Source organism: Burkholderia sp. 8Y (assembly GCF_902506145.1).
In the GTDB taxonomy this organism is placed as follows: domain Bacteria; phylum Pseudomonadota; class Gammaproteobacteria; order Burkholderiales; family Burkholderiaceae; genus Caballeronia.
In genome coordinates this window covers 307,727-330,458 of sequence record NZ_LR733520.1, presented here as the reverse complement: position 1 = coordinate 330,458, position 22,732 = coordinate 307,727, and the positions used below count along the sequence as shown (strand labels likewise).

The following is a 22,732-nucleotide window of genomic DNA, read 5'->3' as shown; positions in this document are numbered from 1 at the left end:
GTTTTGCAAGCAATGCGGCATGGGCATGCTGCGCGCCGCCGCTGCGTCCGCCGCCCCGGACCTGAATCGCGACGCGGCCGCGCCCGTGGAGCAGCCCACGTTCGCCACCGCTCCGGCGGTTGACGCCTGCCCCGATAGCACGCTGCAGGCGGCCGCTGCCATCGCGGCAACGGCACAGGCGTGCCCGCAGTGCGCAACGGCGCGCGTGCCGGGCAAGCGCTTTTGCCGCCAGTGCCGTTTCGATTTCGCGGCGCTCCATAACACGGCACCGTCGATCGCGGCCGCACGGCAGCAAACGCTGCCCGAGCCTGTCGAGGCGGTGTGCGAAGAGACGCGCCCCACTGCCCCGCAAGCGCCTGAATCCGAACTGGCTACCATCGGCGAAGCGCCGGCTACGTTCGCCGAAAGCGCCACGCCCCAGACGCACGCGACGTTCGAGAACACACCTGTTCAGGCGGCCTTCGTGGCAAGCGCCCCTGATGCGCCGATCGCGGACGATGCACAGGCTACCGAAGTTTGTCCGCAATGCGCGACCGTGCGCACGCCAGGCAAGCGCTATTGCCGAGGCTGCCGTTTCGACTTCAGCGCGCCGACGCAGGTCGTCGAGGCGCCGGTCGACGCCGTGGAGCCTCTAGTAGAAGTTGCGCAAGCGCCCGTCGTTGCGCACGCAACCGACGAGACGCGCGCCGAAGCTGCTTTCGTCGCCGCTCCCGAAGCGGCGCGGACTGCGGATAGCGCCGCTGCGGAAACCGTATCTCCCGTGATACCCGAGCCGCAGGCGGAGCCTGAGCCGCAACCGGAACCCGGGATTCAACGCGAGACACCGCGCGAAGCGGATTCCGCCATGCGCTCTGAAGCGAAGCAAACGCAGGACACAGCAACCGCGCAAGCCGCCCGTAAAAGCGGCGCCACCACTGCCGCGCCTTCCGCCTCCGCTGCCGCGTCGGGCGGCGGCAAGAAGCTGTGGATCATCGGTGGCGCAGCCGTGGTCGTGGTCGTGGTGGGCGTGGCGGTAGGCGCGGGCCTCATGCTGCGCTCGCATCACACCCCCGCCGCGTCCGACGACACGGCCGCGAGCGCCCCGAGCGCGGCATCCGCTGCGCCGTTCGTCAAGGCGGCATCGGAAGCACCGTCGGCAGCGCCCGCCGACGACGCCGCGTCCATGCCCGCTCCGTCGCTGGGCGCGGCGTTAGACGCACCGGCGTCCGACGCGCCGGCGGTCACGGGAAGCGAAGCAAACGCCGCGTCCACGGGCGCAACAATCATCGATACGCGGCCGCAAGCTCAAGCGTCTAACCCGGCGCCGATCGAGGCACAACCGCAAGCACAACCGCGAGCGCAAGCCGAGCCGCCAGCACCGGCACCTGCACAAACCGCCGCGCCGGAACCCGCAGCGCCCGCGCCGCACGTGCGCGAAAAGCCCAAAAAGAGTGCGCCGTCCGCCGAGACCAGTGGCGGCGAAAACGCCACCATCCGCGCGGCCATCGCGGGCAATCTCTCGGACGGCACCAGTTGCTTCAGCAACAAGAAGTTCGACTGCGCGATCTCGAATGCCGATGCCGTGCTGCGCCTCGACCCGCACAACGCGCAGGCCTTGTCGCTGCGCAAGCGCGCCAAGGCAGCCCAGCAAAGCGCGCTCAACAACATGTCCATCGAATGACGGTCCGCGGAGCCCCTATGTCGTTTGAATTCAGTTCCGAAGGCGACCGCCTCAACCTGCCGAATCCGTTCCGTGTCGAGAACTGGTTCCGCTTTGCCGCCGCCGCGCTGCTGTTTCTCGGCGGCATCGCGGCGTTGCTGCTGAGCCGCCAAAAGCTGGCGGCCCATCACGGTCTGTGGGCGTTCCTGCCGCTTGCGATGGGCATTTTCCTGCTTGGCAGCGGCATCAATTACGCCCGCATCGGCATGATGCAGCTGCGCTTTTACTTCGGACGCGGCCAGCCGCTTGGCCTGAGCGATGAGATCCAGGCCAGCAACCAGGACGGCGTCACGAAAGACGCGGCGGAACTGCAAAACCGCATGCGCTCCGGCGCGCTGTGGTTCGAGGAGCCCAAAGGCGCGCTGAACGGCCTGCTCTATTCGTTGATCCCCGCCCTCATCTACGCGCCGATCCCGATTCGCCGCCTCGCGCAGCTGCAGTTCCAGTCGGGCCTCGCGCTCGCGGCCACCTTCCTGAGCTTCATCATCGCCGCGGTGGGCTTCGACAATCCGTCCGATCGCGCCTGGGTCGCGCTGCTGTTTTTCGGCTTCGCGTTCTTCCTGCTGCTCAAGCCGATGGAGCAAGGCAACCAGGCCAGCACCTCGCTCAGCCCGGCTGGACTCATCGGCCTGCTGCTGGTGGCCGTGTTCGCACCGATCGTGGTGCCGCTCGTCTCCACTCACCTGCCCGACCTAAGCTGGCTGCCGCTGACCACGCAGACGTTCGCGCTGCTCATCTGCGCGGGCGTGGCTGTCGTGCTGTTCTTCATCGCGCTCGTGCGTCAGACCGTGGTCACGCCGCGCACGAGCATGGGCAGCGAGATCGCCACGGTGTCGATGAACGGCCAGCCCAAGCAGCTGCTCGATGAACTGGAGCGCCATCTGCAGCGCCGCTGGGTCGAGCAGATTCCTAACCGCCGTTATGCGCGCCACACGCCGTCGGTGGCAGGACAGTCCGGTCAGTTCACCGGCCAGCTGTTCGAGGAAACCCAGCCGCTGCCGCGCGAGGACATGCGCCGCGTGGATCTCAAGCGCGCCTTCACCGAGCCGCGCTACCGCTGGCTGGTGAGCCTGAATACCTTCGGCGTGGCGCTGATCGGCGTCGCGGTGATCTGCCTGCTGTGGTTCGCCACGGAATTCGCGGCCTCGCCCGCCGACGTGCAATCGGCCGCGCTCGGCTGGGCCACGTTCGGCAGCGCGATGCTCGCGGTCGGCGCGTTCTGTCTGCGCGCGGGACACATGCTGTGGGCGCGCTTCGACTTTCTCTCAAAGCTCGTTTGGGTGCAGTTCGACGGCAATTTCCAGCGCTCGCGCATGAATCTCGGCGCGCAGTTCAGCGACCGCGTGCGCACGGAAAGCGACGTGATCGCAGTGCACGACATGTCGGTGCGCGTGTGGGTGGCTGAGATCGATTCGGTGGCCTTTGGCCGCGACCACCGCCGCATGATCGTCGGCATGCGCGGGCTGCCCGTCGACGCCCGCGAAATCCGCCAGCTCATCGAGCAGTGCGCGCAACAGCAGACCATCGTCGTCGCGCCGACGTCGCAGCGCGATATCGAGAAAATCGCCGGGGCCAACGCGCTCAATCGCGTCGGCGAAGGCGCGACCGAGCATCTCTTGTCGCCGCGGATGCGCGACATGCTGGGCGGCCAGGCCGCGCAACGCAGCGCCCAGGCGGGCGCGTCGTGCAGCGCATGCGGCGAAGCGCTCGAAGCCGATTCGCGCTTTTGCGACAACTGCGGGACCCAGGTTCAGTAAGCGGCATCCCGCTGCGTTTCCAGATTGACCGATTCCGATTGACCGAAACTCCGAGGAAGCAATGGAAGTGATCTATGTTTCGAAGCGGCTGATCGCGGGCGTCACGCTCGCCGCCGTGCTGGCCGGTTGCGCCGACATGAACGACGCGAAAGCGAAATTCGCCAGTATTTCGTGCAATCCGCTTCTAGCGGGTGTGGGCGGCGCCGCCGTCGGCGCGCTGGTCGCGGGCGGCAACCGCGCCACCGGTGCGGCGATTGGCGCGGGCATCGCGGCGCTGATCTGCGCGGCGGTGGACTATGAAGCGAAGCAGATCAAGACCGCCCAGCAGGCCCAGGCCGACTATCAGGCGGGACACGGCGGCCGCTTGCCCGAGCAGGCGTCGGTGGTCAAGTACAGCACTTCGTTTACGCCCGCGTCGATTTCGGCGGGTGAGAAGGCGACGCTGCATTCGTATATCGAGGTCGTGAAGGGCAAACGCGACACTGCCGACCCAGCCATCGAAGAAGAAGCAACGATCTACAAGCCCGACGGCTCCATCGCCAAGTCGGTGCGCAAGCCGGTAAACCAGACCGCCAGCGCGGGCGCGTTCAGCAGCAGCTTCACCATCCCGATGCCGCAAGGCGTGCCGCAGGGCGCTTACCCCGTCAAGTCGACGCTGTACGTCAACGGCGTGCAGGTCGCCGAACGCAAGGTCGATCTGCAGGTCGTCGCAAGCAATACCGACACCCTTACCTACGCGATGCTCGCCACGCGCACCGCCAACTGACCCATCTCGCCCGATCACCCGACGAATCTCATGTACAAGTTCATCACCATCGAAGGCGCCTGCGGCAAGCCGTACGACACCGCTTCCTGCGAACGCCACGCCAACCGCATGGCCACCGAAGGCTACTGGCTCGTGCAGGTCTATCAGTCTTCGACGGCCACCTGTGGCGGCTCGAAAAGCGTGCTGATAATGGTGTTCCGCCGCAATGAGTAAGCCTGACAACGGCCTGGGCGAGGGCTTGGCACCAATGCCTTCGCTGGGCGAGATGAGGCGGCTTGCCCCCGGCTCCGGCATGCTGCGCTGGGCGCATCACCCGCACTGCAAGCGCCACGATCATCACCTCGTGCGGCCGTTCGGGCGGCCTTTGTGCCTTGGCTGCACCTGCGTCGCGCTGGGTGCGCCGCTCGGCATCGCCGCGGCCTGCGCCATCAGTTGGCAAAGCTGGCCGATGGCGCAGTGGGTCGTCTTCCATCTGCTGCTGATCCTGCCGACTGCGCTTCAGCCGCTCTGGCAGGCGAAGCGCTTCAAGATTTTCGCGCGCACCCTGCTGGGATTCGCGAGCGGCAGTTATCTGGTGAGCGGGCTGTTCTGCGTGAGGTACTTCACGCCGGTATGGCTCTTCAAGGCGGCGGTGCTGTTCGCCTTCGGCGCGATGCTCAAGCTGCTGCTGGCGTGGCGCAACCGGCGCACCGCCGACCCATGCAGCAACTGCCCGCTTGGCATTTTTCCCACCTGCGAATGGAACCTGCCCCGGCTGCTTGCCGCCAACGCGCATGACGCGGTGCTCGGCCAGATTCCGATCCATGCGATTCACTCCGCTGCGGGCATCGGCGCCAATTCGGCCCATGCAGCGACGAACCGCTCCATTTCCTGAACCTGCCTGGACCTAGGCTCGGATCGGACCTTTCGACCTTTCAGGAATGGGCACGTGTCGCCGGCGCTAGCGACAGAACGCTGGCCCGGCTTTTCCAGCAGGAACTTAATACCAGCTTGCCGCCCGGCGCCGCCAACTGAGGCTGTCGCGCGCCATTAATCTTATAGGTCGCGGCGTGCCATTTAGCGTCGTCGCAACTGAGCTTGGCTATTCAAACGCCCCCGCATTCTGGCGCTTCAAGCGCGCTTAGTAGGGCGTCGCTTTTCAGATTGGCACGCTGTACTTCGTCCATCACTCACATCGCCCAGTTGGTGACCACAAGGTCGACGGCTGTCACACTCGGGCGCGCAAGCGCGTTTCCGCTATTTGGCGCGCAGACCACTTGGTAACCCCTTCGCTTTCCAGCAAAGCTCGAGGCACCTGCCGCGGCAGTCCCTCGTCCTCAAATAGGAAGAGGAACTTTCCATGACGCACCTAGACCCGGTTGCAGGAGCCGACAGATCGCATGCGCGGCACAGACGCAAGATTTAGCCACCTAGCAGCCTGACGATGGCTTCAAGAAGTCTTGGACGGTCGACCGGTTTGCCCAGGTAGTCGTTGAAGCCGGCGTCTAGCGCCGCACGTTCGTCTTCCCCGCCGATATGGCCGGTCAGCGCAATGGCGGGCGTCGTGATCCCCCTTTCGCGCAAGCCTCTGATGAAGCCGAAGCCGCTCTCGGCCGGCATAGAGAAGTCAGAGATAATGACGTCCGGCGGGTTGAGGCTCAACAGGCTCCTCGCTTCATCGGCTGACCTCGCGGCCGTGACGATCGCATTTTCAGACCGAAGAACGATCGAAAGAGCTTCCAAGGTATCGACGTGATCCTCAACAAGCAGGACGTTTTTGCCGTCGAGTGCCGACGCAGTTCCCGCCGGTTGCTCTGCAAGCAATCCGAACGCTGAATCTCCGTTCCCGACAGGTAGGATCACGGTGAAGGTAGCGCCCTGGCCGGGGCCACTGCTCTGCGCGGTGATGTCTCCCCCATGCATGACGACGATGCTTCGCGAAATGGCGAGTCCGAGACCCAGACCGCTGCCCTCACGGTTCGCCACGTTTTCCAACTGCACGAACGGCTGAAAGATTTGTTCCAACCTGTCAGACGGTATCCCTGACCCGGTGTCGGCGATGCTGATTCGCACGGCGTTCCCATCGACTACAACTGACGGGAGGATCTTGCCGCCGCGGTCCGTGTGCTTCAGGGCGTTGTTCAGTAGATTGCCAAATACCTGTTGCAGGCGCGCCCCGTCACCGAAAAGCTGCACCGGCTCCGCAATAAGGTCAGCGACGAAAACACCTTTTTCATCCGCCATAGGCCGAAAGTCCTGTAGAACAGCGTGCAAACAGTCCGTCACAGTAACTGACTCTTTCTTGACAGCGAACTTCCCACTGCCGACGCGGCTTGCGTCCATCAAGTCGTCGACAAGGCGCGCCTGCATCACCACATTGCGGCGGATGACAGATATTCCGTTATTGATGAAATCCGCGTCGGCCGAGGCTCGGTCAAGCAGGTCCGTCCATGCCAGAACGGCCATCAATGGTGCGCGGAGTTCGTGGGAGACGGCCGCAATGAACGTCTCCTTGGCCGCATTGGCGGCCTGAGCTGCAAGCCGTTGCTGTCGTTCGCTGTGGATCAGCTCAATCCGCTCGGCCTCCAGCCGCTTCTGGCGGGAGATATCAATTGTTATGCCGTCGAAGCGGACCGCGCGCCCCCCGGCATCGAAAGTCGCCCCACCTTTTGCTCGCAACCAGCGGACGTCGCCGTGCGGTGAGACGGTCCGAAATTCGATGTCGTAGGGCGTCCCACTGCTGATTGACGCATCAACCGCCGCCCGCGTCCGCTCCCGGTCTTCGGGATGCATCACACGGTAGAAGGTATCGATGGCGACCTCGGCATCTGGGGTGTCCGCTGGAAGCCAAAAATGCGTTTTGCAACGAGCGTTCCAGTACAGCCGGCCGAGCGGTAGGGGGCAGAAAAACGTGCCGATATCGGCGGCCTCCACCGCCAGTTGAAGACGGTCCAGCTTCTGCTCTGCCGGTTCGAGTTGCGGTCGCGAGCGGTAATTCGTCATTTTAATTCTTTGAAAGTCGCCAGCGCGAGGGGTGCAAAACATCTCTTTGCCTCGCTCACAATCGCGCCGTGCGCGATCGATAGCGACCGGTGGCGCCGCAGAAGCCGTGCCGACGATGACTGCATGATTTTATGAAAACGGCAAGGGCCTTTCGGCGCGCTAAGCCCTAGCGAACAGTGCAGCGCATGGCCGGCGGCTTGTGCAGAGCCGAACGCTTCTTATCGGCCATCGTGCGTGGCTGGAGCAACATGGAAAAGCCTTTCGTGAGACTGATATGTCGCCTCTCCGCTTTTGTTGCTTTTCCGCTTTTGCCTGAATCCGACGCCTTCGACCGCATTGCTGCAGCCGTTGCCCTTCTCGGTTGGGAGTTTCAGAATCGGTACGATACGCTAGCCCACGCAACCGGAATTGAATCTCGCGTATCAGACGTCGGAGCACCACCTTTCACGTGCCACGCGATCGTCGAGTTGGCGCTCCAGCGGCCTCGCAAGTAGCGCACGCCCAGACCGGCACCGCCAATGCTGCGATGGTTCGCTCCTGCCTGCCAAGGCGACGCGTTCAACGCCACGCTGCCGGCGTCGTAGAACGCATATGGCACGAATGCACCAAGCGTGTAGCGGAGTTCAAGCTGTGCAAGCCATCCCTTATCACCGTAACCTTCGCCGCTTGGGTAAGCACGTACCCCGTTGATGCCGCCAAGCCCGAACTTCTCGGATGAATCAAGGTTGTCGCGCGTCCATTGGGCCGCAAAGCGTCCGTAGAGATCAAGGTGTCGCACGAGCGACTGAATGCGGGCAACATCGACGTTTACCTTGGAATATCTCCCGGCGGTTCGTGCAGTATTCGCGTCGAGCGAATACATCTCGTCGCTCAAGCGGAGGTGCCCCGGGGTCCAGGTCACGGCACCATAGGTCAAGCCTCCCCCGACCAGCGTGTCCCGCACGTCAAAGTCCATCTCGACAGGTATGCTGTCGCTCGCGCGGCGGGTGCTCGAATCAACTGCGCCTTGCTTGTCGTGCAACTGCTTGTGCTGGAACGTCGCAGACACGCTGACGTTGCTGTTCTGGGAGCGCACGACCGCATAGCTTAGCCCGAGCGTTGCGACATCCGCCGTGCCAGTTGCGTCGAGGGCACTGAAGTTCGAACCCAGGTAGTAGTACGAGTGAACAAGACCGACCTTGCCACGCAAACCCGAGGCCCCGAGCGGCAGGGCGTAGGCTGCGGAACCGAACCAAAGCTTTTCGTCCGTGACGAGCGACCTCAATGCGATCTGGTCTCCCAACGTGAACGGGCTGTCGACATCCACATTAAGCGTTCCACGATCTCGTCCGGTGTAGCGGTTACCGTAGTTATCGAGACCGACTTCCCCAGTCACTCGGCGATCTCGCTGTACGTCAACCAGCAGGTCTCCCGTACCGCTCTCACTTCCAGGACGAAGCACCGGAACGATCTTTACCCCAGGCTGGTCATTGAGAAGCAATGTGGCCCGCTCAAGCGCGGGGCTGGAAATCGGCTCACCAGGCACGAGGATGGCCAGGAAGTGCTGCGCCTGGTCTTTCAGTTGGGGGTTGCCTGTCGCCTGCACTTGGCCGTAACGGCCCTCCACGATCATGATGCGTAGCTTTCCATCCGCCAAGGCTTGCGGCGGCAGGTAAGCGCTTGCAAAGGGATAGCCGTTTTGTCGATAGTAAGCGGCGAGCTTCGTCGCTAGGTCCGTCAGGCCGGCGAAGTCGTAGTCCCTGTCTCGATAATCCCCAAGCTGCGAGAGCAGTTTCTCGGTCGAAAAAATCGTATTGCCCGAAACGGACACCTGATGCACCACAACTCGAGCACCGCCTGGAAGCGCTGCTTCCACAGGCGCGGGTGCAGCAGGCAGCGGCATCGTGGCTTTAGGCGCAGGCACCGCACGCGGCGCGTTCTCTTGCAGGGTTAGCCCCGCGTCCGGCTGCTGTTGCGCGGAAGCGGATGAAGCGGCCAATATCAAGACTGCCGCCGGAATTGATGCGTAAGATAGTTTCATTTGTTTCGCGCGAACATCGCAGTCACGTTGCTCTTATTGGGCCGCAGTCGGGTCGATCGGTGTGGTCTCCGGCGATGAAGGTGCAGCCGGTTGTTTGATCCCGCCCGAAACCACAAGGACGTTTAGGAACTTGGCATCTTGTCCCGCAGAAGCCGCTTGCGATGCCAGACGAACCTGCCCGGATACGGGCGTCGCCGACTGGTCGGCGCCGGGCACGCGCTGAGCATCGTCGCTCGCCGTCGCAGCAGTCGTTTCGGGTTGCCCGCTTACCGCCATATACGTGAGCTCACCCGCGGTTGGAGTTTGCAACGTGACCGGAGCGAAGGTGTATTGCGCTGGCGTCACCGCCTGGCTTTGCGGTGCCGAAGGCGTCGAAGCCGTCGATGGGGTGGAAGGGGTCGATACACTCCCCGTGATCGTGAAAACGCCCCCCGTCAGATTGACATCGTAGTTGCCGTTACCCAGCGTTCCTTTGTTGATGCTGTAGGTTCCCGGTGCCTCACCGGAGGCACGCGACAAGCTGCCCGCCAACGTATCGCCCGCCACCAGTCCACTGCCAGCAATCGACCAAGTCAGTGCGGGGTCAGCGGAGCCGGACGCCTTCGAGGTGTCGTTTGCGACGATGTTCAGCGACTTCGGCGTGATGCTGGCCGTGGTCGTGCTCTGACCGCCCACCGTGTAGTTGGCCGCGTCCGCGCCGCTCAAGCTGTTGTTGAGATTGACCGTCTTGCCGACAGCGGCATTCTTGTCGCCAAACGCGCCCGTGCTCGCAAGCGAGTGGACGGAGTGGAAGCGGTGGGCGGGTTGGTTGCGTTCGTTGCTTTGGAGACGCTCTTCGCGCTTACGGCGTTCGTAGCGTTGGTCGCGCTGTTCTCGTTCGGGGCGTTGGTCGCGTTGGTCGCGTTGGTCGCGCTCTTGGCGCTTACGGTGTCCGTAGCGTTTGTGGCGTTCGTCGCGTTGCTCGGGTTCGTCGCGTTGCTCGCGTTAGTCGCGTTGATTGCGTTAGTCGCGCTGGTTGCGTTAGTCGTGTTGGTCGCGTTGGTGGTGCTGTTCGCGTTCTTCGCGTTCTTCGCGTTAGTCGCGTTGCTTGCGTTGGTCGCGTTGCTTGCGTTGGTCGCGCTGGTTGCGCTGGTCGCGCTGGTGGTGTTCGTCGCATTTAGCGTATTCGTCGCGTTGGTCGCGTCCGGCACGTTCGACCCGCCGGTCGCCTTCGGCACGTCTCCGACCTCCATCACGCTCGCCGCGCCCACCGCGCGCGCGCCCGTCTGCGCCACGGCGACCGGCGGCATGGCGAGACTCAGGCACAACGCGAACACGAGCGCACGGCTCGGACGATTCGATGACATAGCGCGAAGCCGGGGCGTCGCCGGCGGGCAGCGTGATGACGGGAACGCGCTTATCGTATCAAGTGTTGCGCGCTCGGCGGTGCCCCTGGACACGGCTTCGCGCGGTTTCCGCCTCAAACCCCGCTGGTAAGATAAGCGCCCACTGCAAGGAGACGCGATGTCCGGACTCACTCATTTCGATGCCGCCGGCGAGGCGCACATGGTCGATGTCGGCGGCAAGAACGAGACGCGCCGCATCGCGGTGGCGCGCGGCTCGATCGTCATGCTCGACGCCACGCTCGCGCTGATCCGCGAAGGACGCGCCAAAAAGGGCGATGTGCTCGGCGTCGCGCGCATCGCGGCGATTCAAGGCGCGAAGCGCACCGCCGATCTCATCCCGCTGTGTCATCCGCTTGCGCTGACGCGCGTCGCGGTGGACTTTTCCGTCGATGAGACGCTTCCCGGCGTGCACTGCGAAGTGCGCGTGGAAACCGTCGGGCGCACGGGCGTGGAGATGGAGGCGCTCACCGCCGTGCAGGTCGGGCTACTGACCATCTACGACATGTGCAAGGCCGTGGACCGCGGAATGACCATCACAAACGTACGCGTGATGGAAAAACACGGCGGGAAGTCGGGGGACTGGGTGGCGGACGCACAGCCGTCCGCCTGAACGCTGCAAGAGCCGGTGCTCACTCGTCGGCGTCGGCGTCATCGTCCGTGCGGGCATCCGCTCCCGCCGGCAACCCGTACCGCTTCACCAGATCGGCCTTGAAACCCGCCAGCGGCGCGCCGATTTCATCGATGGACTGATAAACCGACGCGAGCTGCGTCGGCCAGTCGTTAAGTTCCGTCGCGAAGATCTTCAGGCGCGCCATGGTATCGAGGGCCTCGCTGCGCTGACCCGCGAGCGCCTGCAACACAGCGTATCTGCGCAGCACGGTCTCGCCGGGCAGCAACGCGATGGCCTGCCGATGCGCCGCCAGCTTCTCCTGGATGTCCTGCGCGTTCATCGGCAGCAGCGTGGCCGCGCCATACTGACCCCACGCGCCGAACAGGAACGACGGATCGTCGCGATACTGTTCCGCCGGCCGCGAGCCGTAATACAGCACCTCGGCGCGGTTGTAATCGCGCATCGTCGGATACAGCGCGACGAGACCGGCCACGACGAGAAAGACATAGACGCCATACGACAGCGGCCGCGCCACGAGCCGCAACGGCCGCGTTTCCAGAAGCCCGATCACGAGCATCGCGGGCATCAAGAAGAACATGTACTGCTGTGGATACTCGACGAGCGCGTGCATCATCAGGACGCCGAGCAGCGAGAGCGCGAAGACGCGCGCGGGCGTGTGCGGCGCGCGCAGCACGCGAATCATCCAGAAGGCGATGCCCGCCGCCAGCACCGCGACGCCGAGCAGTCCGGTTTTCGCGAGCAGATCGATGAAAATGTCGTGCGCGTTGTTCGCGATTTCGACGCCGCCGAGGTCGCGCACCATGTCGAACTGATAGCGCGGGAACTCGCCCCAGCCGACGCCAAGCAACGGATGCGTCTTGAACATGGTCCAGCCGTACTTCCACAGCGCGAGACGCGGCGCGATCTGATTCGCGTCCTGCATGCGCTCCGCGGCCGATTGCGCGAGACCGAGCTGATACCGCACGTTCGCCCAGCGCACCGCCGCGTTGACCACCACAAACAGCACGGCGAGCGCGATCGGCATGATCCACGCGCGGATATCGCGTCCGCTGCGCGCGGTCGGGCTGTCGAAGTCGTCGGCGGCGCCCGGGCGTCGCCGGATGAACGCCATCCAGAAACCGGCCACGACCACCACCGCCGTTTGCAGCCACGGACCGCGCGACACAGTGAGCGCGAGCCCGAACGAAAGCACCGTCGACAGGACGAGCCACACGACGACAGGCATCCGGCGCGTCTGCACAAAATACATCGCGCCCGCCACGGCGAATGCGATGACGCTCGCAAGGTGATTCGCCTGCGCCATGTTCCCGAAAGGCCGCCGTTTAATCGCGATGTTGTAGGCCACGACGAACGGGGCGAACTTCGCCTCCATGTGCAACAACTGCACGGTCTGGCAAAACACCGCGAAGAGTCCGCCCGCCAGCAACGCCGCCGCACCGATGCGCAACGCCTTCTCCGACAGCCCCGCGCGCGCCAGCCCGAACCCCGTATGCACGGCCACGAACGACGCGAGCAGATAGGCGCCGCCGAGCCAGTTCATCGAAGGCTGCGCGACCGGCAGCAGCACCGTCTGCGCGACGAGCACGATGCCGAACGCGAGCGGCATCAGCGCCACCACCGGCGACGCGAATGGCACGCGCGGCTCGGACACGCGCACGAGTATCGCGACCGTGGCTCCGAGCGCGAGATACAAGGCCAACGCGCTGTACTCGGCGTAGAACGTCGGGATCGGATACGTGTGGTTGACGACGCCGAACGGAATGGTCAACGCAAGGCACAGAACGGCAAAACAAAGGTAGCGCGCGTATTGAGAAGGCATGAGGGGCTGGGAACGTCGGGGACCGGCGCACTATACAAAACTTTGCGTCCGCTGTGCGCCGTGCGCCCGCAAATGCGACGAAATCCCCACGTTCCGCGCGGCGCTCATGCCCTCGTTCATCGCACGCGAGCCGTTCAGGCGCGGCACTCCGGCGGTGCAAGGTTGCCCGGCAGCGTCGCGGGTTGCGTGGGCGACGGCCCCGCGCCCGGCGCAGGCAGCGACGAAGCGGCCTTGCCCGCCGCGAAGCATTCCCAGGTGATCGTGCCCGCCTGCACCGAGCCTCGCGTCAGGGCGACGCGGGCGGTCGGCGTGTCCGCGTTATCCGGCGCGGAAGGCACGACCACGAGCGTGTTCGATCCGGCCGGCGCGACCCGCGTCGTGTAGGCAATCGTAATCTGGCCGGTGTCGCTGTCCACGTGAATCGATTCGATGTTGCGCGTGCCGGGCGGCGACGCGTACGCGCTCGCCAGATCCGCGCCGCTCGCCGCGTTTTCCGCGACGGCGAGCCGCGCGGATGTCGCGAGCGATATCCCCTCGCCCACCCGGCTGCGCGACAGATAGTCCTGATACGCGGGAATCGCGTAAGCCGCGACCACGCCGACGATCGCCAGCACGATCATCAGTTCGATCAGCGTGAATCCGCGTGCGCCCGCTTGTGCGCGTTTCAGCCATGCGCTGAAGCCGTCGCGCTCGCGCGGCGCCCTAACCAACAAAGCCATGCTCGTCATTGCCACTCCCTAAAAGACACGAAGCGTCCGGCCGCGACATGCGAACCAGACGCTTCGATGGTAGGGAGCCAGCGGATGCAGCGACAGTCGGCCATTCGGCTAACGCTGCGCCGGCGTGCGGTCAGCCGGTGCTCGCGAGCGCGCGGCGCTTCATCACCCAGCCCGCCGCGATCACGACGACCGCCCCCGCGATGCGCGCCGCGTAGCCCGCTGCGTCCGTGTTGAGCGCGGGCCAGCGGTCGATGAACGGGTCGTCGATGATGAGGCCGCCCGCGATCCACCCGAGCAACCCCGCGCCGAGCAGCACCACCACGGGAAAGCGATCGAGCAGCTTCAGCACCAGCGTGCTGCCCCACACGATCAGCGGAATGCTCACAACGAGCCCGAAAATGACCAGCACGAAGCGGTGCTGCGGGTCAGCGGTTTCCGCCGCGCCCGCAATCGCGATGACGTTGTCGAGGCTCATCACCGCGTCCGCGACGATGATCGTCTTCACGGCGGCCCAGAGTCTGTCCGAAGAACCGATGTCGGGCGCGTCGTGATCCGGCTGCAAAAGCTTCGTGCCGATCCACAGAAGCAGCAGGCCGCCCAGGAACTTAAGAAAGGGTACGTCGAGCAGGAAGACGGCGAACGCGATCAGCACGACGCGCAGGACAATGGCGCCCAGCGTGCCGAGCATGATGCCGCGCGTGCGCTGCGTCGCGGGAAGATCGCGGCAGGCAAGCGCGATGACGACGGCGTTGTCGCCTCCGAGCAGAATGTCGATGACGATAATCTGCAAAACCGCGCCCCATTGGAGCGTCGAGAAAAATTCAAGCATGAGCCGAAAAGCGGTGACCGAAAATAAAAAAGCGAGGAAGCCAGCGCTCCCTCGCTTTTTCTTCGGCCTGGACGAAAGGATTCAGTAAGAGTACCAAACCCTCGCGTTGCGTGCCTGACTTCCTTAGATCACCGACTTCAGCAGGCGGCCCATCTCGGACGGGTTCTTCGTGACCTTGATGCCGCACGCGTCCATGATTTCGAGCTTGGCGTCCGCCGTGTCGGCGCCGCCCGAGATCAGCGCGCCTGCGTGGCCCATGCGCTTGCCCGGAGGCGCCGTCACGCCCGCGATGAAGCCGACGACCGGCTTCTTCATGTTGTCCTTGATCCAGTAAGCGGCGTTCGCTTCGTCCGGACCGCCGATCTCGCCGATCATAATGACGGCGTCCGTTTCGGGATCGTCGTTGAACATCTTCATCACGTCGATGTGCTTCAGACCGTTGATCGGATCGCCGCCGATACCGACCGCCGACGACTGGCCGAGGCCCAGCGCCGTCAACTGGCCGACTGCTTCATACGTCAGCGTGCCCGAGCGCGACACCACGCCGATACGGCCCTTGCGGTGAATGTGACCCGGCATGATGCCGATTTTCAGTTCGTCCGGCGTGATCGTGCCGGGGCAGTTCGGTCCGAGCAGCAGCGTCTTGCGGTTCTCGCGGCGCATGCGGTCCTTGATTTCGAGCATGTCGCGAACCGGAATGCCTTCCGTGATGCAGATGGCGAGATCGAGGTCGGCCTCGACGGCTTCCCAGATCGCGGCGGCGGCGCCTGCGGGCGGCACGTAGATGACCGAAACGGTCGCGCCGGTTTCGGCCTTCGCTTCCTTGACGGACGCGTAGATGGGAATGCCTTCGAAGTCTTCGCCGGCCTTCTTCGGATTCACGCCCGCGACGTACGCTTCACGGCCGTTCGCGTATTCGCGGCACGCGCGCGTGTGGAACTGGCCGGTCTTGCCGGTGATGCCCTGCGTGATGACCTTCGTGTCTTTGTTGATCAGAATCGACATGTAGTGACCTCTGTTCGTTTGGCGTCGCTCAAGCAGATGCTTGGCGCCGCCATTCGTATCTGGTGGAACGCTCTCTTAGGCTCGGTAAGCGAAACGCGCTTACTTGCCTTCGGCTGCCGCGACGACCTTCTGCGCGGCTTCTTCCATGCTGTCCGCCGAGATGATCGGCAGGCCCGAGTCGGCCAGCATCTTCTTGCCGAGGTCTTCGTTCGTGCCCTTCATGCGAACGACGAGCGGCACCTTCAGGTCCACGGCCTTCGACGCCGCGATCACGCCTTCCGCGATCACGTCGCAGCGCATGATGCCGCCGAAGATGTTCACCAGAATTGCCTTCAGGTTCGGGTTCTTCAGCATCAGCTTGAAGGCTTCGGTGACCTTCTCGGTCGTGGCTCCTCCGCCGACGTCGAGGAAGTTCGCCGGCTCGCCGCCGAACAGCTTGATGGTGTCCATGGTCGCCATCGCGAGGCCCGCGCCGTTCACGAGACAGCCGATGTTGCCGTCGAGCGAGATGTAAGCAAGGTCGAACTTCGACGCTTCCACTTCCGCCGGATCTTCTTCGTCCAGATCGCGATACGCGACGATTTCCGGATGACGGAACAGCGCGTTGGCGTCGAAGTTGAACTTGGCGTCGAGCGCGATCACCTTGCCGTCGCCGGTCACGATCAGCGGATTGATTTCCGCGAGCGATGCGTCGGTTTCGTAGAACGCCTTGTACAGGCCTTGCAGGATTGCGCGCGCTTGCGGAATCGATGCGTCCGGAATGCCGATCTTGCGCGCGAGGTCGTCCGCGTCCTTGTCTTGCAGACCGGTCGACGGCTCGACGGCGAACTTGTGCAGCAGCTCAGGCGTCTTTTCCGCGACTTCTTCGATGTCCATGCCGCCTTCGCTGGACGCCATCACGACGATCTTCTGCGAAACGCGGTCGAGCACGAGGCCGACGTACAGTTCCTTCTTGATGTCCGCGCCTTCTTCGATCAGCAGGCGGTTCACCTTCTGGCCTTCCGGGCCGGTCTGGTGCGTGACGAGCTGCATGCCGAGGATCTGGTTCGCGTATTCGCGGACTTGCTCGATCGACTTCGCGACCTTCACGCCGCCGCCCTTGCCGCGACCGCCCGCGTGGATCTGCGCCTTGACGACCCAGACCGGGCCGCCCAGCTCTTCCGCGGCTTTGACCGCATCATCCACCGAGAACACCGGTTTGCCGCGCGGGACCGCGACGCCGAATTTCCGCAGGATTTCCTTACCCTGGTACTCGTGAATCTTCATGCGTGATTCCTTCAGTCTGAGAGTTGGAGTGAACTTCTGATTCGAATTGCTTGAACCGCTGATTGTTTGATTCTTGTCCGTTGCCGGGCGCGTTCCGCGTTGGGCGGGCGAGCGTGTCAGGTGTCGGGCCCTTCGTGTTGCGCGTCGCTCCGGCTTTCCGGCCGGGATGGCTCATAGCCGAGCCAGCGCGGATAGTACTCGCGCACGGCCGGGCCATCGAAGCGCAGCGCGTGGCAGCGGCCGAGCTGGAACGGCGGCTGAGCTGCCGATGAGTCCGCATGGGCTTGCGCAAAAGGACTGCCGCTTTCGATGGACCACACTTCGCCGGAGAAGGCTTGAATAGCCGCAGTCGGCAAGACGGCGCACAGCTCGGTGAGATGCGTGCAGCCTGCCGTTCCGCGCAGGCGCGCGCCGGCTTCGCGACGAAAATTCTGAAGCAGATTGAGTCCGATGAGTGCGCGATACGCGGAGTTCGACTCGGCGCACAACCCCGCGTACGGCGCCCACTCCGACGACGCCTCGGCGTCGACGATGGTGAGCTTGCGGTCGATGGTGATGCGCAGCCAGAGTTCATGGATCGGCAGGCCTTGCGGCCGGACGCCCGCCGCGAGCGGAAAGTCGCGCGGCTTGTCATCGGTTAGACAGGCTTCGATGTCCCACAGACCGTCGTCCCGCTCGAACGCTTCCAGCCGAATCGCGCGACGATGGCGCAACTGTCGGGAAACGGGCGGAGAAAGAGGCATGGGGCTCAAGCCGGAACGGGGGAAACCGTTGAATTTTAGCATAGCGAGTATCAGAGGCCGCGCATGCGCCTGATGAATGGCGGGCGGCGGCGCGCGGGCTGTCGCGCGTGCCGGAGTGCCATGAATCGGGAAGGTCAGTCGTCGATGGGTTCGTCCGTCCAGTCTTCCTCGCCGCCTTTCAGGATCTTTCCAATCGTGCTGGCCGAGAAACCGCGCGCCGCAAGAAAGCGCGCCTGCTTTGCGCGCTCGGCGGGCGTCTCGGGCACGACGCCGTACTTCTTTTCCCAGACAGCCTGAGCGCGTGCGGTTTCAGTCTGTGCGAGCTTGTCCGCCGTCTCGCCGATGAGCGCCTCTCCGACCGCATGGCGCTTCAGCTCGTTGATGATGCGGCTCCCGCCCATGCGCGCCGCCCGCCGATGAACGACGCTCTCCACGAAACGCTCGTTGGACAGCCAGCCGTCGCGTTCCAGGCTGTCGAGCGTGCTTTCGAGCGAGTCGGCTTCCTGCACGTACGGACGCAGCTTGCGCGACAGTTCCGCGCGACTGTATTCGCGGCGCGAAAGGTAAGCGAGCGCGCGGCCTTTTAGCGAGCGTTGAGGTCGTCTTGGATTGTTCGCGTCCGGTGCCTTGCGCGGGCGTTCGGTCGAGCGGCTGTAGGCCGAGTGTCCTTGTGGTTCCGGCGCGGCGGCGGGAGCACATTGCTCGAACGGCTCGAACGGATCGGCGTCTTCGAAGGGATTCGAGAAAGGATCGGCGCGCTCGTCGGGGAAACCGGCTTCCGGCGTCTTTGGCGGCGCGTCGCTTTTCGTGGCGGGATGCGGGGCGGGATGCGTTGTGGCCTGCTCGAGAAGCGAGCGCGCCTTCGCGAGACGTGCGGCGCGGTCGGGTTCTTGCGATGGCAACGCCTGATGTGCGGCGCGCGCTGGGTCGCTCGAATCCGTATGGCGCTTGCCGCGCGCGGTCTCTAACGTTTTCGCCACTGCGCGCGGCGATCCGGCGTTCGCAGGTCTCTCCGGTGTTAGTTGCGGCCGCTCGCGATCGTTTGGCAGTGCTCGCGCGGTTTCAGAAACGGTTTCAGAAACAGCACGCGCCGGCGCGAATGGCTTCGCGTCGGCGCGTGATGGGGTGCTGCGAGTGGACCAGCGTGACTTGGTCGATCCCTCGCGTCGTTCGCTGCTGCGTTCGTAACGATCGGAACTCTCGCCGTGCCCATCGGCGCTACGCGCAGTGAGCTCGGAAGCAGCATCGTCATCAGATTCGCGCGCGCCGTCGGACCGACCGGCACCGCTCCGCCGAAACTCGGCGTTGCCAGCCTTCGATCCGAACCGGCGCTTGAACATCGAGCGTGCGGCGGGACGCTTATTCGTCGCCCGCTACCGCTGCGCCCGTGGCGACACTGTCCGCCATCGCCGCCACACCGAGCGATTCGCGGATCTTGTTTTCGATCTCGCGCGCGATGTCCGGGTTCTCGCGCAGGAATTCCCGCGCGTTGTCCTTGCCCTGACCGATGCGATCGCCGTTATAGCTGTACCACGCGCCCGCCTTGTCCACGAGCTTGGCTTGCACGCCCAGGTCGATGATTTCACCCTGACGCGAAATGCCCTCGCCGTACAGAATGTCGAAGATGGCTTCGCGGAACGGCGGCGACACCTTGTTCTTCACGACCTTCACGCGCGTTTCGTTGCCGATCACTTCGTCGTTCTTCTTGATCGAACCGATACGGCGAATGTCCAGACGCACCGACGAGTAGAACTTCAGCGCGTTACCGCCCGTGGTGGTTTCCGGGTTGCCGAACATCACGCCGATCTTCATGCGGATCTGGTTGATGAAGATGACGAGGCAGTTCGTGCGCTTGATGGTGCCGGTGAGCTTGCGGAGCGCCTGCGACATCAGACGGGCTTGCAGGCCCGGCAGCGAGTCGCCCATTTCGCCTTCGATTTCCGCCTTCGGCACGAGCGCCGCGACGGAGTCGATGACGATCATGTCGATGGAGCCGGAGCGCACCAGCGCGTCCGCGATTTCGAGCGCCTGCTCGCCGGTGTCCGGCTGCGAGATCAGCAGTTCCTGCGCGTTCACGCCGAGCTTCTGCGCGTATTGCACGTCGAGCGCGTGTTCCGCGTCGATGAACGCCGCCGTGCCGCCGAGCTTCTGCATCTCGGCGATCACCTGCAGCGTGAGCGTGGTCTTGCCCGACGATTCCGGACCGTAGATTTCGACGACGCGGCCGCGCGGCAAGCCGCCCACGCCGAGCGCGATATCCAGTCCGAGCGAGCCGGTCGACACGACCTGAATGTCTTCGACCGCCTCACCCGCGCCGAGCCGCATGATCGACCCTTTGCCGAATTGCTTTTCGATCTGCGAGAGCGCGGCGGCCAGCGCCTTGCTCTTTTCCGCAGTCATGCCAGCCGGGCCTTTCTTGCTTTCTTCCATGAATCGTCCTTTGCTATGATGAACGGCGTCTGAGGCTTGTGCGCGTGGGCCGGAATGCGGCTTTCGCCTGCTTTCACCCGCTTTTCGCACAGATGCAGACACTGTATAAAAAAACAGTAGTTTTTGCAAGCCCGATTGGGCGGCGTGGCGTTTTTCCACGTCGCCCGAACCGCGCAAAAACCGCATAACACCTGGAGACCGCCGCGCCGGGCGAAATGCGGTGCCGGCAATGCGATGCGCAACTGCGCATCAGGCGCACAGACGATGCGAATCCTCATTGCCGAAGACGACAGCATACTCGCGGACGGCCTCGTCCGATCACTCCGCCAATCGGGATACGCCGTCGACCATGTGAAGCATGGCGTCGAAGCCGACACCGCGCTGAGCCTCCAGCCGTTCGACCTGCTCATCCTCGATCTCGGGCTGCCGCTCATGCCCGGCCTCGAAGTGCTGCGCCGGCTGCGCGCGCGCAATTCGCAGATGCCCGTGCTGATCCTGACCGCCGCCGACAGCGTCGACGAGCGCGTGAAGGGCCTCGATCTCGGCGCCGACGACTATATGGCCAAGCCTTTCGCGCTCAACGAACTCGAAGCGCGCGTGCGGGCGCTCACGCGGCGCGGCGCGGGCGGCGGGCCGACCGTCGTGAGGCACGGCTCGCTCGCGTTCGATCAGGTCGGGCGCATCGCGCATATCGGCGATCAGGTGATCGACCTGTCGGCGCGCGAGCTGGGCGTGCTCGAAGTGCTGCTTCAGCGGATCGGGCGGCTCGTGTCGAAGGAACAGCTCGTCAATCACCTGTGCGAATGGGGCGAGGAAGTCAGCAACAACGCGATCGAAGTCTACGTACACCGGCTGCGCAAGAAGATCGAGCCGAGCGGCGCGCGCATCATCACTGTGCGCGGTCTAGGCTATACGCTGGAAAAGGCGTCGAACGGCGCGTCCGGACCGGCCGCGAGCGCGTCGATGCCGGGACATCACTAAGGCAGGCCACGCATGGCGTCGTCTGTTTCCCGCAAGCGCGCAGACGAGCCGCCGCGCACGCCGCCGCCCGCCACCGCGGATTCGGACGCGCAGCGCGATGCACGCTATGCCAATCCGTTCGCCCCGCCCGATGAACTCGAACCGGACAGCGAGACGCATCCACGTTCGCTCTTCGGCGAGATTCTCGACTGGATGCTCGCGCCGCTTCTGCTGCTCTGGCCGATGAGCATTGCCGTGACCTATCTGGTCGCGAAGTCCATCGCGAACGGACCGTTCGACCGCGCGCTCGAAGCCGATACCTACGTCATCGCGCGGCAGATTCAGCCGGTCAACGGCGTCGCGGAACTGCGCCTGCCCGACGCAACACGCGATTTTCTGCGCGCCGACAACGTCGATAGCGTGTTCTTCCAGGTGCTCGGCACGCGCGGCGAACTGGTGAGCGGCGACCGCGACATGCCGCTGCCGCACGAGGACGACCGCCCGCAGCCCGGCATCGTTGAGTTCAGGGACGACGTGCTGCGCGGCAACGACATCCGCGTTGCGTACACCACCGTGGACCTGCCCGGGCGCGATGCCGAAAACGCGCAGCCGGTGCTCGTGCAAGTGGCCGAGACGCTCGACAAGCGCAGCCAGCTTGCCAACGACATCATCAAGGGCGTGATCCTGCCGCAGTTCGTGATCCTGCCGCTCGCCATCGTGCTCGTCTGGTTCGGGCTTTCGCGCGGGCTCGCGCCGCTGCACGCGCTGCAGTCGAATATCCGCGCTCGCCGCCCCGACGATCTCTCGCCGCTCGAAGCCGGTCGCGCGCCGCCTGAAATCGCGCCGCTCGTCGCATCGTTCAACGACCTGCTCACGCGGCTCGAGCAGAACATGGAGTTCCAGAAACGCTTTATCGCCGATGCCGCGCATCAGATGAAAACGCCGCTCGCCGGCCTGCGTATGCAGGCGGAACTCGCGCTGCGCCAGGACGTGTCGAACGAAGTGCAGCGTTCGCTCGAACAGATCGCGACCAGTTCCGAGCACGCGGCGCGGCTCGTCACGCAGTTGCTCGCGCTTGCCCGCGCCGAGAATCGCGCGAACGGGCAGATTTTCTCGCAGGTCGAGTTGACGGATCTGGCGCGTCTTGCCGTGCGCGACTGGGTGCAGGCCGCGCTCGCGAAGCGCATGGACATCGGCTACGAGGAGCCGCCGTTTCCGGTCGAAGTGGAAGGCAATGCGGTGATGCTGCGCGAGATGCTTTCGAATCTGATCGATAACGCGATCCGCTACACGCCGTCGGGCGGGCGCATCACCGTGCGCGTGCGGACCGACGAGACGAATCCCGATCTCGTGCACGTGGAAGTGGAAGACACGGGCCTCGGCATTCCGCCGGCCGAGCGCGAGCGCGTCGTGGAGCGGTTCTATCGCATTCTTGGCCGTGAAGGCGACGGCAGCGGGCTCGGGCTCGCCATCGTCAAGGAGATCGCGGCGATACATGGCGGCACGCTCGCCATCGAGGATCACGTCTATCAGGAAACGCCGCGGCTCGCCGGAACGCTGGTCCGCGTCAGCTTGCAGCGGGTTTATCCTGCCCGGGACAAACCCTGAGCGCGGGCCCCAAAGCGCGGGACTTCTTCCTTCTGACCGCGCAAAATGAGCGAGGTTTCCCGCGCGATCGCCGCTGATTGAAAGCAACTGCCCGAACTTCGTCGATTCACCCA

At 64.4% G+C, this 22,732-nt stretch carries 20 protein-coding genes and 1 pseudogene; 9 read left to right on the top strand and 12 right to left on the bottom strand.

The window, feature by feature from the left end:
* The first annotated feature begins 19 nt into the window (after positions 1 to 19).
* The 5 genes from GV035_RS12150 (at position 20) to GV035_RS12130 (ending at position 5,096) form a co-directional block, all read left to right on the top strand.
* A complete protein-coding gene (locus GV035_RS12150) occupies positions 20 to 1,660 on the top strand; it encodes a hypothetical protein (RefSeq protein ID WP_159835351.1) in 1,641 nt (546 codons plus the stop codon).
* Between the two features lie 17 nt (positions 1,661 to 1,677).
* Positions 1,678 to 3,456, top strand: coding sequence for a zinc ribbon domain-containing protein (locus GV035_RS12145; RefSeq protein ID WP_159835350.1), 1,779 nt, complete (start codon positions 1,678 to 1,680; stop codon positions 3,454 to 3,456).
* 61 nt (positions 3,457 to 3,517) lie between these two features.
* Entirely contained in the window at positions 3,518 to 4,222 is a 705-nt protein-coding gene (locus tag GV035_RS12140; RefSeq protein ID WP_159835349.1) for a hypothetical protein, read from the top strand.
* Positions 4,223 to 4,252: 30 nt separating this feature from the next.
* Positions 4,253 to 4,435 carry a hypothetical protein gene (locus tag GV035_RS12135; protein ID WP_159835348.1) on the top strand — a complete coding sequence of 61 codons (183 nt, stop codon included), beginning with the start codon at positions 4,253 to 4,255 and terminating at the stop codon, positions 4,433 to 4,435.
* Positions 4,428 to 5,096: a hypothetical protein gene (locus GV035_RS12130; RefSeq protein ID WP_159835347.1), complete on the top strand. Its 669-nt coding sequence runs from the start codon at positions 4,428 to 4,430 to the stop codon at positions 5,094 to 5,096. The genes GV035_RS12135 and GV035_RS12130 overlap by 8 nt, the downstream gene beginning before the upstream one ends.
* Before the next feature lie 527 nt (positions 5,097 to 5,623).
* Here GV035_RS12130 and GV035_RS12125 read toward each other — a convergent pair.
* From GV035_RS12125 to GV035_RS29730, 4 genes and pseudogenes are all read right to left on the bottom strand, one after another.
* On the bottom strand, positions 5,624 to 7,204 hold the full coding sequence (locus tag GV035_RS12125; protein ID WP_159835346.1) for an ATP-binding response regulator: 1,581 nt from the start codon (positions 7,202 to 7,204) through the stop codon (positions 5,624 to 5,626).
* A gap of 370 nt (positions 7,205 to 7,574) precedes the next feature.
* Positions 7,575 to 9,224, bottom strand: a complete 1,650-nt coding sequence (locus GV035_RS12120; RefSeq protein ID WP_159835345.1) for a ShlB/FhaC/HecB family hemolysin secretion/activation protein — start codon at positions 9,222 to 9,224, stop codon at positions 7,575 to 7,577.
* A 33-nt stretch (positions 9,225 to 9,257) separates the two neighbouring features.
* Positions 9,258 to 9,899, bottom strand: a complete 642-nt coding sequence (locus GV035_RS12115; RefSeq protein WP_268892284.1) for an MBG domain-containing protein — start codon at positions 9,897 to 9,899, stop codon at positions 9,258 to 9,260.
* Positions 9,894 to 9,983, bottom strand: a pseudogene (locus GV035_RS29730) (hypothetical protein); the annotation flags it as partial. The pseudogene GV035_RS29730 and the gene GV035_RS12115, both read right to left, overlap by 6 nt.
* 168 nt (positions 9,984 to 10,151) lie before the next feature.
* Here GV035_RS29730 and GV035_RS29725 point away from each other — a divergent pair.
* Together GV035_RS29725 and moaC are read left to right on the top strand one after the other, a co-directional pair.
* A complete protein-coding gene (locus GV035_RS29725) occupies positions 10,152 to 10,700 on the top strand; it encodes a hypothetical protein (RefSeq protein WP_159835343.1) in 549 nt (182 codons plus the stop codon).
* Between the two features lie 27 nt (positions 10,701 to 10,727).
* The gene (gene moaC / locus GV035_RS12105; protein ID WP_159835342.1) at positions 10,728 to 11,219 is read left to right on the top strand and encodes a cyclic pyranopterin monophosphate synthase MoaC; all 492 of its coding nucleotides are present in this window, start codon (positions 10,728 to 10,730) and stop codon (positions 11,217 to 11,219) included.
* A gap of 19 nt (positions 11,220 to 11,238) precedes the next feature.
* Here moaC and GV035_RS12100 read toward each other — a convergent pair whose 3' ends face one another.
* The 8 genes from GV035_RS12100 to recA all read right to left on the bottom strand — a co-directional run bounded on the left by GV035_RS12100 (position 11,239) and on the right by recA (position 20,051).
* Positions 11,239 to 13,059 (bottom strand): PglL family O-oligosaccharyltransferase, encoded by a 1,821-nt coding sequence (locus GV035_RS12100; RefSeq protein WP_159835341.1) that lies wholly within the window; start codon positions 13,057 to 13,059, stop codon positions 11,239 to 11,241.
* 134 nt (positions 13,060 to 13,193) lie between these two features.
* Positions 13,194 to 13,787 (bottom strand): pilin, encoded by a 594-nt coding sequence (locus GV035_RS12095; protein WP_159835340.1) that lies wholly within the window; start codon positions 13,785 to 13,787, stop codon positions 13,194 to 13,196.
* Between the two features lie 121 nt (positions 13,788 to 13,908).
* Entirely contained in the window at positions 13,909 to 14,607 is a 699-nt protein-coding gene (locus GV035_RS12090; protein ID WP_159835339.1) for a TerC family protein, read from the bottom strand.
* Between the two features lie 123 nt (positions 14,608 to 14,730).
* Positions 14,731 to 15,612, bottom strand: a complete 882-nt coding sequence (sucD, locus tag GV035_RS12085) for a succinate--CoA ligase subunit alpha (protein WP_159835338.1) — start codon at positions 15,610 to 15,612, stop codon at positions 14,731 to 14,733.
* A 99-nt stretch (positions 15,613 to 15,711) separates the two neighbouring features.
* Positions 15,712 to 16,878: an ADP-forming succinate--CoA ligase subunit beta gene (gene sucC / locus GV035_RS12080; RefSeq protein ID WP_159835337.1), complete on the bottom strand. Its 1,167-nt coding sequence runs from the start codon at positions 16,876 to 16,878 to the stop codon at positions 15,712 to 15,714.
* A gap of 116 nt (positions 16,879 to 16,994) precedes the next feature.
* Complete coding sequence (locus GV035_RS12075; protein ID WP_159835336.1) at positions 16,995 to 17,621, bottom strand: DUF2889 domain-containing protein; 627 nt, start codon at positions 17,619 to 17,621, stop codon at positions 16,995 to 16,997.
* A 134-nt stretch (positions 17,622 to 17,755) separates the two neighbouring features.
* Positions 17,756 to 18,601, bottom strand: a complete 846-nt coding sequence (gene recX / locus GV035_RS12070) for a recombination regulator RecX (protein ID WP_236572591.1) — start codon at positions 18,599 to 18,601, stop codon at positions 17,756 to 17,758.
* A gap of 379 nt (positions 18,602 to 18,980) precedes the next feature.
* Complete coding sequence (recA, locus tag GV035_RS12065) at positions 18,981 to 20,051, bottom strand: recombinase RecA (protein ID WP_159835335.1); 1,071 nt, start codon at positions 20,049 to 20,051, stop codon at positions 18,981 to 18,983.
* A gap of 264 nt (positions 20,052 to 20,315) precedes the next feature.
* Between recA and GV035_RS12060 the strand changes: the two genes are divergently transcribed.
* On the top strand, positions 20,316 to 21,032 hold the full coding sequence (locus GV035_RS12060; protein ID WP_159835334.1) for a response regulator transcription factor: 717 nt from the start codon (positions 20,316 to 20,318) through the stop codon (positions 21,030 to 21,032).
* 12 nt (positions 21,033 to 21,044) lie between these two features.
* On the top strand, positions 21,045 to 22,619 hold the full coding sequence (locus GV035_RS12055; protein ID WP_236572590.1) for a sensor histidine kinase: 1,575 nt from the start codon (positions 21,045 to 21,047) through the stop codon (positions 22,617 to 22,619).
* Positions 22,620 to 22,732 lie beyond the last annotated feature (113 nt).

Bases quoted from the DNA above. Each gene is read 5' to 3' on its own strand.
- GV035_RS12075 (WP_159835336.1), bottom strand. From the start codon at position 17,621: ATGCCTCTTTCTCCGCCCGTTTCCCGACAGTTGCGCCATCGTCGCGCG.
- GV035_RS12060 (WP_159835334.1), top strand. From the start codon at position 20,316: ATGCGAATCCTCATTGCCGAAGACGACAGCATACTCGCGGACGGCCTC.
- GV035_RS12130 (WP_159835347.1), top strand. From the start codon at position 4,428: ATGAGTAAGCCTGACAACGGCCTGGGCGAGGGCTTGGCACCAATGCCT.
- GV035_RS12140 (WP_159835349.1), top strand. From the start codon at position 3,518: ATGGAAGTGATCTATGTTTCGAAGCGGCTGATCGCGGGCGTCACGCTC.
- GV035_RS12055 (WP_236572590.1), top strand. From the start codon at position 21,045: ATGGCGTCGTCTGTTTCCCGCAAGCGCGCAGACGAGCCGCCGCGCACG.
- GV035_RS12095 (WP_159835340.1), bottom strand. From the start codon at position 13,787: ATGACGAGCATGGCTTTGTTGGTTAGGGCGCCGCGCGAGCGCGACGGC.
- GV035_RS12100 (WP_159835341.1), bottom strand. From the start codon at position 13,059: ATGCCTTCTCAATACGCGCGCTACCTTTGTTTTGCCGTTCTGTGCCTT.
- moaC (WP_159835342.1), top strand. From the start codon at position 10,728: ATGTCCGGACTCACTCATTTCGATGCCGCCGGCGAGGCGCACATGGTC.
- GV035_RS12090 (WP_159835339.1), bottom strand. From the start codon at position 14,607: ATGCTTGAATTTTTCTCGACGCTCCAATGGGGCGCGGTTTTGCAGATT.
- GV035_RS12135 (WP_159835348.1), top strand. From the start codon at position 4,253: ATGTACAAGTTCATCACCATCGAAGGCGCCTGCGGCAAGCCGTACGAC.
- recA (WP_159835335.1), bottom strand. From the start codon at position 20,051: ATGGAAGAAAGCAAGAAAGGCCCGGCTGGCATGACTGCGGAAAAGAGC.
- GV035_RS12120 (WP_159835345.1), bottom strand. From the start codon at position 9,224: ATGAAACTATCTTACGCATCAATTCCGGCGGCAGTCTTGATATTGGCC.
- GV035_RS12125 (WP_159835346.1), bottom strand. From the start codon at position 7,204: ATGACGAATTACCGCTCGCGACCGCAACTCGAACCGGCAGAGCAGAAG.
- sucD (WP_159835338.1), bottom strand. From the start codon at position 15,612: ATGTCGATTCTGATCAACAAAGACACGAAGGTCATCACGCAGGGCATC.
- GV035_RS12150 (WP_159835351.1), top strand. From the start codon at position 20: ATGGGCATGCTGCGCGCCGCCGCTGCGTCCGCCGCCCCGGACCTGAAT.
- GV035_RS12145 (WP_159835350.1), top strand. From the start codon at position 1,678: ATGTCGTTTGAATTCAGTTCCGAAGGCGACCGCCTCAACCTGCCGAAT.
- sucC (WP_159835337.1), bottom strand. From the start codon at position 16,878: ATGAAGATTCACGAGTACCAGGGTAAGGAAATCCTGCGGAAATTCGGC.